The organism is Dyadobacter sandarakinus (genome assembly GCF_016894445.1).
GTDB classification, from domain to species: Bacteria; Bacteroidota; Bacteroidia; order Cytophagales; family Spirosomataceae; genus Dyadobacter; species Dyadobacter sandarakinus.
In genome coordinates this window covers 971,458-982,670 of record NZ_CP056775.1, presented here as the reverse complement: position 1 = coordinate 982,670, position 11,213 = coordinate 971,458, and the positions used below count along the sequence as shown (strand labels likewise).

At 46.7% G+C, this 11,213-nt stretch carries 11 protein-coding genes and 1 tRNA gene; 3 read left to right on the top strand and 9 right to left on the bottom strand.

Going from position 1 to position 11,213, the window contains the following annotated elements; genetic code table 11:
- Window positions 1–105: 105 nt before the first annotated feature.
- A complete protein-coding gene (locus tag HWI92_RS03895; protein WP_204660872.1) occupies window positions 106–360 on the top strand; it encodes a hypothetical protein in 255 nt (84 codons plus the stop codon).
- 941 nt (window positions 361–1,301) lie between these two features.
- On the opposite strand, the gene HWI92_RS03890 is transcribed toward HWI92_RS03895, so the two are convergent.
- The 8 genes from HWI92_RS03890 to HWI92_RS03860 form a co-directional block, all read right to left on the bottom strand.
- Window positions 1,302–2,480: a hypothetical protein gene (locus tag HWI92_RS03890; protein WP_204660871.1), complete on the bottom strand. Its 1,179-nt coding sequence runs from the start codon at window positions 2,478–2,480 to the stop codon at window positions 1,302–1,304.
- Window positions 2,481–2,654: 174 nt separating this feature from the next.
- Entirely contained in the window at window positions 2,655–3,656 is a 1,002-nt protein-coding gene (locus HWI92_RS25480) for a response regulator transcription factor (RefSeq protein ID WP_310589513.1), read from the bottom strand.
- 2 nt (window positions 3,657–3,658) lie between these two features.
- Entirely contained in the window at window positions 3,659–3,910 is a 252-nt protein-coding gene (locus HWI92_RS25550; protein WP_204660870.1) for a GNAT family N-acetyltransferase, read from the bottom strand.
- Window positions 3,911–4,175: 265 nt separating this feature from the next.
- Window positions 4,176–4,430, bottom strand: a complete 255-nt coding sequence (locus HWI92_RS25235) for a tyrosine-type recombinase/integrase (RefSeq protein ID WP_229248837.1) — start codon at window positions 4,428–4,430, stop codon at window positions 4,176–4,178.
- Complete coding sequence (locus HWI92_RS03875; RefSeq protein WP_229248835.1) at window positions 4,427–5,407, bottom strand: site-specific integrase; 981 nt, start codon at window positions 5,405–5,407, stop codon at window positions 4,427–4,429. Before HWI92_RS03875 ends, HWI92_RS25235 begins: the two co-directional genes overlap by 4 nt.
- Window positions 5,408–5,663: 256 nt before the next feature.
- Window positions 5,664–5,736: transfer RNA gene (locus HWI92_RS03870), tRNA-Lys, on the bottom strand.
- A 484-nt stretch (window positions 5,737–6,220) separates the two neighbouring features.
- Window positions 6,221–6,469, bottom strand: coding sequence for a hypothetical protein (locus tag HWI92_RS03865; protein ID WP_204660869.1), 249 nt, complete (start codon window positions 6,467–6,469; stop codon window positions 6,221–6,223).
- A 97-nt stretch (window positions 6,470–6,566) separates the two neighbouring features.
- Window positions 6,567–8,123, bottom strand: coding sequence for a glycoside hydrolase family 43 protein (locus tag HWI92_RS03860; protein ID WP_204660868.1), 1,557 nt, complete (start codon window positions 8,121–8,123; stop codon window positions 6,567–6,569).
- Window positions 8,124–8,315: 192 nt separating this feature from the next.
- On the opposite strand from HWI92_RS03860, the gene HWI92_RS03855 reads away from it, so the two are divergent.
- Window positions 8,316–10,142, top strand: a complete 1,827-nt coding sequence (locus tag HWI92_RS03855; RefSeq protein WP_204660867.1) for a sulfatase family protein — start codon at window positions 8,316–8,318, stop codon at window positions 10,140–10,142.
- 87 nt (window positions 10,143–10,229) lie between these two features.
- Here the strand turns inward: HWI92_RS03855 and HWI92_RS03850 are convergent, their stop codons facing one another.
- Window positions 10,230–10,550, bottom strand: coding sequence for a hypothetical protein (locus HWI92_RS03850; RefSeq protein ID WP_204660866.1), 321 nt, complete (start codon window positions 10,548–10,550; stop codon window positions 10,230–10,232).
- Between the two features lie 88 nt (window positions 10,551–10,638).
- On the opposite strand from HWI92_RS03850, the gene HWI92_RS03845 reads away from it, so the two are divergent.
- Window positions 10,639–11,160 (top strand): GNAT family N-acetyltransferase, encoded by a 522-nt coding sequence (locus tag HWI92_RS03845; protein ID WP_204660865.1) that lies wholly within the window; start codon window positions 10,639–10,641, stop codon window positions 11,158–11,160.
- Window positions 11,161–11,213 lie beyond the last annotated feature (53 nt).

The following is an 11,213-nucleotide window of genomic DNA, read 5'->3' as shown; positions in this document are numbered from 1 at the left end:
GTGAAGGATTTAGTAGTCAGTTTTTGTTAAGAGCGGCTGCATACGATCATGAAGCATCGGAACTTGATTGAAGTACATCAATGCCTGTCCTACAATACAGTTGATATGAAAAAGGTACCAGTTCCAACGGAGGATGCATTCAAAGAGGCCCTAAATAATCCCGGTGGGTGGGTTTATGTCATTGACGAACCATATCAGGGCAAAGAAGACGTTCCTTCTGAACACATTTTGGGGGCTTGGAAAGTAGATAATGAGGGAAACCTTTCAGAGCTGTTCGAATTTAATCCGAACTACAAGTCGACAAGCAAAGGATTTTGGCGAAAAGTCAAGCGAGTATTCATGCGCGGTGAAGGAAAATAAAAAGATTATTTTTTGAGTTGTGCAACAGCCACGCTCGTTTTAAGCTACAGCAATCATCTACGACGTTAATACCACAGAAGTGACGTGGGCATTGCACAACTTCCGATTGCAGTTCAAATTTGATTTTGGCAGGCTACACATTAAACTTGGAGAGTACGAGTTAAACGAAGTGGAGATAGAGTACTCAGATACGTGTAAAAATGACCTTTACTCAGCCATTCGAGTTCATAACGATACCCACAATAACAAACCGAGGTTGACAGCGAGAAGAAGGGCCATGCACGCATAAGTAATCCGATCTGAGTTTTCATCAGACTGTTCCATACAAGATCTATCAAAATGGTCTTCCATAGTTGTACTTTAAATTATAGTTACTACTAATACATCAAAGTAAGGATATATGTTAAAGCAGTTCGTTTTAACGAAATTGCAATGTCGATGAATTTCTCATAGTAATATAGAAAATATCTAACCGCATTCAAGCACAACTTGGTATAGCCATGAAAATTTCCCATACGATGTTGTTAGCATCAATAACAGTACTAACTGGATGCGAAAGAGAAAACTCCATCCCTGTGCCCCTATACAACCCACTTTCAGGAGTTTACATTGGGGAAGTTACTTATGTTGGTCTTGATGGATCAGGCAATGTTGACCTCGAATTCCCACAAAAAAACATACTGTAAAATTTGAAATCGAGGGCGTAAACTTCAACCGACCTTAATGCGGCTGTGCCGGCGCAATTGCTGTCAATGAAACCGAGGCAACAGTGCAATTTACAAGCAAGGAAGGCGATTATCTGGGGATTCTTTATTGTCCCGTTGGCGCTTGTCTGGCTCTTTTGTTGAGTCGGCAACTTTTTTAGGTCCTGGCTTAATTCCCATGTCTATAGATGTTATTCTGTAATTAATCAATGATAAAGGCAAAAAAGATATGCCAGCTTAAAGCTCTTCAATTTGCCGGGTCAGTTTGGTGAGAAAGCTAAGAAGTTGCTCCTCATCACGTCCCTCGACGGAGTAACTTTTCGATCTTAAACTTCCGTGAGAAATGTCTTCTTTGTACGGAGTTGATAAGTAGGGCGCGACCGCTTGGAAAATAGCAGAAAGCGACTTAGCGGCGATAATTTTTGATTGGTCGGCTGCCTTGAAAAAAAGAGCTAACTGATCTACCGTTAATTTACAAAGTACCTTATCGGCAGTCTTTTTAATACAGCCATTTGACTTGGTAGCCGTGCTCGGGGCTTCCCTGCCTTTCCCTGTATTGCTTCGAGACCTGAATTCTATTTCGCATATAAACCAGTTGTTGATAGTCAGCGACAGGTCATCATGTTGTAGGTCGTAAGCCAATCCCTTGATTACCGGTATTTGATTGAATAACTTTTGTATGTAGGCTAACTTCTCGATACTATTACCAGATGCATATTCCTCCATGTGGCTGGTAAAGCGATTCGTTAGATATTTGACAAACTTCGTGGAGTTGAAATTCCTCTCAATGAGTAACAACTCTAAGCTGCAAAAATATTCATCACCGGGATTTTGCTGTTCGGGAGTGCATATTTGGTCATTGAGATCTTTCCAGTGCTTCGCCTGTCGTGGGGTGATGTTTGCCAGATTACCTGTACTAAATACTGCGTCAAATTCATCTTCTATTAAGGACGCAAGCGCCGGATGATTAGACAATAAGATGTTGTCTGTCGGTTGAGCAAAATCAATGACTGGCACCGCTAAATTGTATTTTCTTAGTGGCTCATCTGGATTTATACTAACTGTGTACCTGTTCAAAAGAAACGTATGAATGTCGGCCAAGCTGGCGAGGACAAGCTCTAGCGCTTTCTTCGAGATCACTGATTCACTGGCTATCAGCTTCAAGTTGAGCCTTGCATTGTCAATCAGATTATTCAGCGCACTGAAATATAAATCTAAAACTTCCTGGAATTTTCGCTTTTTAGGATACTGGAAGGCAAGCTTCTTTAAATAAGCAATCTGTCTGGCCGTTTCATCCATAACCTCCTTCAAAAAGGATTTAAAGCGATGATCCTCAAAGTTCGCAGACTGCGTTTGTGTAGGGTTGAATTCATTAATTGCACGATCCAACCATTCTAATACATACCGCTTTTCCATATCAATCTTCTATTCGTTTCGCATCCGTGGACTACTTGTCTGATGGTATGTAAAACTCGAAGATTAGGCGAGGAAAGTAAATACGAGAAAACAAGTATTTAGAGGGTTAACCGCTACGCATTATAGCGTATTTCGACTACGCATAAACACGTATATGACGGTTATTGGACGAATTTAGCCATTTTCCCAAATTTCTAGCCGACTAAGTAATTCAATTTTATTGGAGACGCCGAGCTTTTCGAAAACGTTCTGAATGTGCTTACTCACCGTCCGCTCTGAAATGAAAAGTTGGTCTGCTATGGACTTATATGACTTTCCTTCTCGGACTAAGCGAACAACATCTTTTTCACGGGAAGTTAGCCCAACTGTCCCGAGATTTATCTCAAAACGTTGGGCAGGCGAAATGCCGCTGGCTTCCAACTGACGAATCATTTGATCGATTAAATCGAGCTTGGACATTGACACCTTTTCATCTCCACTCGCCAATTTGCTCAGCCGATTGTATTCCTCCCTGCTCTCCTGGATTGACCTTCTTATGAAAAGCACAGTGATTACGATGAAACCCACATTAGTAAGAAGTGCTTCCGGCACTTGATGAATGCGGAAAAACGCGAAAAAGGGCAATGATGCCCAGGGGATCACTGCGAGATAAACGGCTGTTACTTCAAAGAAACGGCGGTTCTGTATTTCTTTTTTGTATTTGTCCTGAATGGAACGTTGAATAGTGTAAAGGAGCACCAGGGCGTATCCAGCCGGGATTATCATGCCATAATTAATCGCTGAGTCTATGTTTCCATCGAATACGAATTTGCCAGGAAAAATGATTACAAATGGCAAGAGGATAAACAGAGGCACGCCATATAGTGCGTGCCAGCGCAGGCGGCCAAGTTCGAACGCCTTATAGAAATAGTAAGGAAAATAAGCACCCATCAAAAACCCCATTCCGTAAGCAATAGCGTATTGCGCAACTAGCGGAGGGTAGTTCAGATTTGGATCTGGAAAAAAACCGCTCGCTATGTTTTTTAGTATGAGGAAAGACAATAAGCCGACGTAATACAGCCTCCGCTTATCCTTTGGATGGGATAAATAGAAAAATACCTGATACACGAACATGATCAGTTCGAGTATGATAAACACGAGTGTCACAACGTGCATATCTGTGCCTCCGACGCGCATTGCTATTGACCATTTCTGATGAGAAAAAGATTGTATCCAAAGTCTAATTGATTGTAGACGTTGAGTCCAAACTTCTTATACCAGGGCAGATTTTTGACTGTGGAGGTTTCCAGATAAATGGGCCTTTTCATCCGTTCCGATTCAGCGACAAGCTCATTCATAAGCTGTTTGCCGACCCCATTGTTTTGACTATCGGGCCGAACGCCAATAAACCAGAGATAGAGCCCTTCTAACAGTGGCCCCCGAATAGCCAAAAGGAAACGGAATAAGTGCCGGAGGCTGGCGGTCTTTTACTACATCATATATCAATGAGATACCGCCATTATGCCGTAAGCTTTTGGCTAACCTTATCGACAGGCTCGAATAATGGGCCACTTATTTAGCTGCCCTTTGGCCGAGTTTTGTTTGTCCAAACATGATATCTTATTGGCAATTGCTCTTCTTAAAATCTTAAATACTTTGAAACAAAGAGAACCGCCAAATCTGGTTTGACGGCTCTACCTTTTCTGACATACTTTGCTATTGACCTGTTCCGGCCTTCTTGGCTAATCGACCTTTTAGGGCTTGCATATCTTCACTCAGCTTCAAATCCAGGATTTTAGCATAGATCTGTGTCGTGCGGATGTTCGTATGACCTAACATCTTCGAAACGCTTTCGATCGGTACACCATTTTGCAAAGTAATTGTTGTCGCGAATGTATGCCTGGCAACATGGGAAGTAAGAACTTTGTCAATCCCACAAACCACCGCTATCTCCTTTAAGTAATCATTCATTTCTGATTGCTCGGAACAGGGAGAACTAGTTCGCGTGACTGAGAAACTGGATCTTCTTCATAACGCCTAATTATCGCTGGTGCCTCGGGAAGGAGGGGAATGTGAGATTTTACATTTGTTTTTGTCCGCTGAGTAAAAATCCATTGCTCACCATCAATCCCTCTTGAAATGTCGCTTCTTTCCAGACTCTGGATGTCTGAATATGCAAGACCCGTGTAACAGCAGAATAGAAAGGTATCCCTGACCTGGGTAAGTCGATCGCTCGCAAACTCTACTCCGGCGATCGCGTCAAGCTCTTCCTTGCTAAGAATTGCTTTATCGACTTTTTTAAATTTGCCCTTGAAGTTTAGGTACGGATCAAGGCTGATCCAGCCGTTTCCGAGGCAGATATTTACGATCTTGCGAAACATCTTCATATGTTTAACCACGGCATTGTTTCCCATTTTGCGAACTGAGCGTAGATAGAATTCATAGTCCGCGATGAAAGCAAAATCAATGCGTCTAATATCGAAGTCCGTGACATTGTAGTTTGCCTTAAGGAAGCTTTCGGTGTGGCGTCTCAGCACCTCGTACCGCTTGAAAGTTCCAATTGCGTATTCTTGGCCAATCAACGAATGCAATCGTCGATTGTGCTCTACAACCACCGCCATTAACATTCGTTGTTTTGGCCCGATCCCGAGAAACCTATTTTTTATGCTCTCGGCAGTGGCGAATTCTCCTTCCCGAACCAGTGATGCCTGAGCATCCAAGAATTGCTGTTCAAGGTTTCCAAGATATGCGTTAAGCGATTTCACCACTTCCTTGTTACCGAGCATACGGCCAGCTGCGGCATTCCACACTTTTGGCTCACATTCCCGTCCCGTCGCGATCTCTGACCTTTTACCATCAACAGTAACTCTTAAATAGATGGGTATTGATGCATCCTGATAATTTCTCGGCTTCTTCAAATAGAAAAGCAGACTCAGCTTTGTTTTCATAACCATTCTCTGGTTTAAAGGTTAAACAAATGTAGTCTTGCAAGCCTAGTCAGCGCAAGATGTCCATTGCGTGGACATATTGTCTTTCAATTAGTTACGTGATTTCTGGTGAGTAAACTTTGCAGACTGATTGACTCACCGAAGTACTCACCAAAACTTTGAGAATATTTGAACGTTTTGGTATAGTTGCAGCAAACAAAAAAGCCTGCAATCTGTTGATTTGCAAGCTTTTGATGCATTTTGTTACTTCTTGAAGTGATCCCGCTGGGATTCGAACCCAGGACCCATACATTAAAAGTGTATTGCTCTACCAGCTGAGCTACGGAATCTTGTTTTGCTGCTAACTTCACCTGTGGTGGGATTCGAACCCAGGACCCATACATTAAAAGCGGTCCGCCGCGCGGTGTCGGTTCGCCGAAGCGATTGCTCTACCAGCTGAGCTACGGAATCGGCATGCTATGTGCGGAAAACGTTCTCGGGGAATGTCGCTGGTATTTACTAGCCCGCAACCGTTTTTCGTGGTGCAAAAGTACATGTTGGAACATCAAAGTCAACATTCAGGCGATATTTTTTATGTGTAAATGTGAAATTAATTTTCCGGATGCTGACTATGAGCGACTTGTAAATGCTGTTTTTTTCGAAATTCACAGCATTGCTGTATACAATAAATGGAAGCCTGATACAGACTTCCATTTACGCCTCAATAACCCTTAACTAGCTCGTCAACTTAAACGTTCAAGAGTAATTCTACAAAAAGAATGCCAGGAACGAACATATTTTATAAAAATATTTATTTTTCTTGTAGTACTCGTGCTATGTACGCCCTTTATGGTCCCAGTGATCCTTCAACACCTTTCCGCTGGCATCACGTATGATGTTCCGAACAAAACGGTTGCCCCTGACCTGACCATCCGGCTTCAATGTCCCAATAAACAGCAAAATTGGATTTCCTTCGCTATCGGTTTTGAATGCCAGATCGTAACGCTCAAACCGGCTGTTGATCATGCTGTCGGGCTGGTATTTCTTGCTGAGTTCTTTTAACAACTTATCCCCTATCTTCATCTGTCAAAGCGATTTAAAAAAATCCAGCTGCTGCCGGGTGCATGGCTGTCATACAAAAATGTGCCAGATCAGCCTGCACGCATCGCTCAACAAATAGTTATTCATACCGCATTTGTACGGCACGGATGTCGCTTGTACCCGGTTTGTCGCCAGTTACGTTTACGCCCACACGTGGCGCACGGTCCCAGCGCGGCAGCCACGCCGCTTCCAGCCGGACCGGACTTGCCAGCGAATCGATCTTCTGACCTTTTACCCCCCAGGTAAATTCGAAAAACCGCCCGTACCGGCTGTTGACCGCAAGTTCGACCACCCGATACCGCTCCGGGATCTCTTGGGTGCGGATCACTTCCTTTTTTCCGTCTTTCAGCTGCCATAATTCAAGCATGTGCTGCCGTACCCCGAACCCAATCGCATTATCCGCATCGCCATAAAGCACAATGTGCTGCGCCAGCTCACTCATGCCAACTTCGGCACTGAATGTATAATTACCTTTTTTTACAACCATCCCCAGAAAGTTTCCCGTCAGCGCATGGTTACTGTTTTCAATCTGCAGAGCACCGTAACGCAGCGCATAGTTAGGTTTAGCAAAGTGGGCGTCGTACACCCATGGCAGCTGTAATGTGTCACGCTCGTAATCCACGGAAACATTTTGATTGACAATCATACTGGCGCCGAAAGGTGCCTCAGCCTGCGCCGGAACCGCCTTTCCATAGCGGAAGAGCGGCCATTTGGTCACCTCATCCCATACCAGTTCGCTCAGTACACCCTGGCGGCCACCGAAGGTAAAATCAACCCCGTTATAAGCATGATGCAGGTAAAAGTAGCGCTGATCAGCCGTGGTGACGACGGTGCCATGGCCCGGACATTTCCAGGTTTCGTCACCGAAAAGCACGGGGTTTCCCGCAAACTTTTGCCACGGCCCTTGCAGCTTTTCAGCTCTTGCAAAACCTACCTGGTAGTCGCACTGCTCGCCGCAGCATGCATTGCCCGAATAAAGCATATACCAGTAATTTCCGCGCTTGAATATGGCCTGTCCCTCAGCACCGCCGCCTTCCCAGCCCTGCTGATCCGCCTTGATAAATGAAAACTCCTTACCGGTCACCTTCAGCCCGTCCGACGAAAGCTCAGCCCCGAGCAGCTCGATGCTCCTTCCTTTGTCGAGACCATAGGCTTTCCAGGTCATAAAAAGCTTACCCTTATCCTCCACCACATATGCATCAATGGCTTCATTCGTCCATTCGAGCAGGACGCCGTGATCCCTGAAACCTTTCTTCAGGTCTTTGGTACTCGCCACGCCAATCACCGATTTTTTATCAGACTTGCGGCGGGCCGTGTAGTACACATAAAAAGTACCGTTCCGGTAAAACAGCTCCGGTGCCCAGTAACTTCCCATGGTCCAGGCAGGCAGATCTTTGAAAACCGGACCTACATACGTCCAGTCCACCAGGTTTTTGGAGGTATAAAGCGGATAGGCCGGCCCCCATTCCGAGGAGGTGCCGGCGGCATAAAACGTGTCCCCCACGCGTATGACCGAAGGGTCTGCAAAGTCGCCGGCAATGACCGGATTGCGGTAGGTAATCACAGGACCTTTTTGTCCGGATGCGAAGGACAATGCAAGAAGAATCTGGAAAATGGTCAGCGTAATATATCTCATGGTTGGGCCGGATGTTTGGCTTGGATGTGGTTTATGCAAAAATAGACATGTAACCAGGATAAACCAGCCACACCACATCCTTTAAACACAGAGGATATTTTACAAAATCTATAAATCCGATGGAGTAAATAAATTTTCATAAATTGCCGCTAGTACTTCGCAGGATTTCAGTTTAACCCATGTTCCGCTTCTATGAAACACTTGCTACCCATACTTACCATGCTGCTGCTGTCGGCAGCTGCACTCCACGCCCAGGAACCCGACAGGCCCAATATTCTCTGGATCGTCAGTGAGGACAATACAACCCTGCTGGGCTGCTATGGCGACAAATTTGCGACTACCCCGAACCTCGACCAGCTGGCCACCCAGGGTGTTTTGTACAAAAATGCATTTGCTACTGCGCCGGTCTGTGCGCCGTCGCGCTGCACACTGATCACCGGTATGTACCCGCCTTCACTGGGCACGCAGCACATGCGAAGTACCTACCCAGTTCCTGATTTCGTCACCTTTTTCCCGAAGTACCTGCGCGATGCAGGGTACTATACCACCAACAATGCCAAAAAAGATTACAATACGACCGACCAGCCCGACGCCTGGAACGAGTCGAGTACCAAAGCAACCTACCGCAACAGAAAGCCCGGACAGCCGTTTTTTGCCGTCTTCAATCTCAATGTATCCCACGAAAGCAGCATCCACACATCTGTTCCGGATGCTGAGCTGAAACATGCCCCGGAAAAGGTCCCGCTCCCGCCCTACCATCCTGATACGCCTGAAATGCGCCACGACTGGGCCCAGTATTATGATAAGGTGGAGGAAATGGACCGCCAGGCTGGTGCACTCCTGAAAGAACTGGAAGAGCAGGGTTTGGCAGAGAATACAATCGTGTTTTACTATGCCGATAATGGTGGCATCCTGGGACGCAGCAAGCGGTTTATGTATGAATCGGGCCTGCATATTCCGCTCATTATCCGTGTGCCGGATCGGTATCGCGCACTGGCCGGGGGAGCGCCGGGTACGGTTACCGACCGCATTGTGACTTTTCTGGACTTTGCACCTACCCTCCTCAGCATCACCGGCCTGAACATTCCCGCGTACATGCAGGGCAAGGCTTTTCTTGGAAACAAAAAAGAGCCTGAGCGTACCTATGCGTATGGATTCCGCGGAAGAATGGACGAGCGAACCGACCTTTCCCGCAGCGTGCGCGACAAGAAGTTCCGCTACATCCGCAATTACCTGCCACAAAAAATCTACGGGCAGCCGCTCGAATACCTCTGGAAAGCACCCTCCATTCCGTCGTGGGAAGCCGCCTACAAGGCAGGCAGGCTGAATGAGGTACAGCGACGGTTCTGGGAGGAAAAACCTGCGGAAGAGCTGTTCGACGTTGAAAAAGATCCGCACAACATTCATAATCTTGCGACTGAACCGAAGTACCGGGCGGAGTTGCTCAGGCTGCGGAAAGCCAATCACGATTACCTGCTCGAAACACGTGACGCAGGTTTCATACCCGAGCCGCTCCTCAGCGACATTGCCGGGTCTGTGCCGGTGTATGATTATGCAAAAAGTGGCAGGTACAACTATGCCCGGGTGATCGAAACCGCTGAAATGGCTTCACTAAGAGATAAAACGAAGTTCCCGGAAATCCGCAGGAGACTGGAAGACAAGGATCCGATGGTACGGTACTGGGCTGTGATCGGTACAATTGTGCTGAAAAAATATGCAGCTCCGGCACGGCAGTCACTCGAAACCTTGCTGGACGACAGCGACATCAGCGTCCGGATTGCTGCCGCCGAGTCGCTGCTCAATTTGGGAGAAACAACAAGGCCCGTCAGCGTGTTAAGTGCTGCATTGAAAAGCCCCAACCTGATGGCCCGGGTGTATGCTCTTGACGTGCTGGAAAACATTGGTCCCAAGGCCACACCCGCATTTGAAAATGCACGTACATTGCTCAGGGAAAACTCCAAAGAGGCCGATTACGACGTACGTGCTGCCAAAAAGTTATTACAGTCAGCCGGCAAGTAAGCTGGCGGCACATCTTTTTTCTGATTATTTTAAAATAAAACAGTCCCGGCGCGTACTCGTGCCGGGACTGTTTTATTTTGAACCATACTATTGCTGACCGTCCTTTTTTGCCGGCTGACCTGGCTGGGTTTTGGCCTTGGATGCGCTGGTAGCACCTTGCGAGGCATTACCCGGCTCGGCTCCCCTGGAAGCTCTTCCCGGCTGTGAAGCCTTGGAGCTGCCGCCTGGCTTATTGCCCTGGTGGGTACCGTCTTTGGTCTTCCGCTGACCGGTTGTGGTGGTGGTTGAGTCGCCACCGCCCGCGCCTGCTCCCTGCTTGGGATTTGTTGAATTAGTGGTACTCTGGGCCATAGCCGCTGCGGACATGAGCATCATACCGAATAGAGAACAAATAATTTGCTTTTTCATAATGCACGTTTTTAGAAAACTATGGCCTCATTACTATAAGAACTGTACCAAATTTTCTTATTTGCAGCATTACTATACTGATGAACGCATGCAGCCGGATATCCAGCCCACGCTCGAAAATGATCAGGTAATCCTGCAACCTCTGCGGGAGCACGATTTTGACGAACTTTATGCAGTAGCATCCGATCCCAAGGTGTGGGAGCAGCATCCCAACAGGGACCGGTGGAAAAAAGAAGTCTTTCAAAACTTTTTTGAAGGTGCGCTTGAAAGTGGCGGGGCTTTTAAAATTGTTGACAAAACTACCGGACATGTGATCGGCAGCACGCGGTACTACGATTATGACGATAGCGCCCGGAGCATTTACATTGGCTACACATTCTACGGCACCATGTACTGGGGAAAAGGGATCAACAGCCAGGTAAAAAAGTTGATGCTCAACTATATTTTCCAGTTTGTGGAACGCGTGCTCTTCCAGGTTGGCGCTGAAAATGTACGCTCCCAGATTGCTGTCGAACGCATCGGGGGCATCAGGACGGGTGAGCTGGACGTAGCTTATTACGGCGAACCTCCCCGGCGCAATTACCTGTACGAGATCCGCAGGCCGCAGTAAGACTGGTCACAGCGCTTCTGATTTTCGGTCCGGGATACTATCTTTGCGGTTAC